This window comes from Terrisporobacter petrolearius, assembly GCF_020748185.1.
Lineage (GTDB): Bacteria > Bacillota > Clostridia > Peptostreptococcales > Peptostreptococcaceae > Terrisporobacter > Terrisporobacter petrolearius.
This window is the reverse complement of record NZ_JAHZMO010000217.1, coordinates 1-282: the sequence shown is the minus strand read 5'-3', so window position 1 is coordinate 282 and position 282 is coordinate 1. Positions and strand designations below refer to the sequence as shown.

Here is a 282-nt window from a genome sequence, read left to right as displayed (position 1 = left end):
TGGCTGCTTCTAAGCCAACATCCTGGTTGTCTGTGCAATCCCACATCCTTTACCACTTAACGTACATTTAGGGACCTTAGCTGACGATCTGGGCTGTTGCCCTTTTGACTATGAATCTTATCACCCACAGTCTGACTCCCAAGCATAAGAATACGGTATTCGGAGTTTGATAGTCTTCGGTAAGTACAATACCCCCTAGGACATTCAGTGCTCTACCCCCGTTTCTCTAAATCTTGAGGCTAGCCCTAAAGCTATTTCGGAGAGAACCAGCTATCTCCGGGC

General features: G+C 47.2%; 1 rRNA gene. It reads right to left on the bottom strand.

Features of this window, described 5'->3' with window-relative positions:
- Positions 1 to 282: ribosomal RNA gene (locus tag K0040_RS20380) — 23S ribosomal RNA — on the bottom strand; the annotation flags it as partial.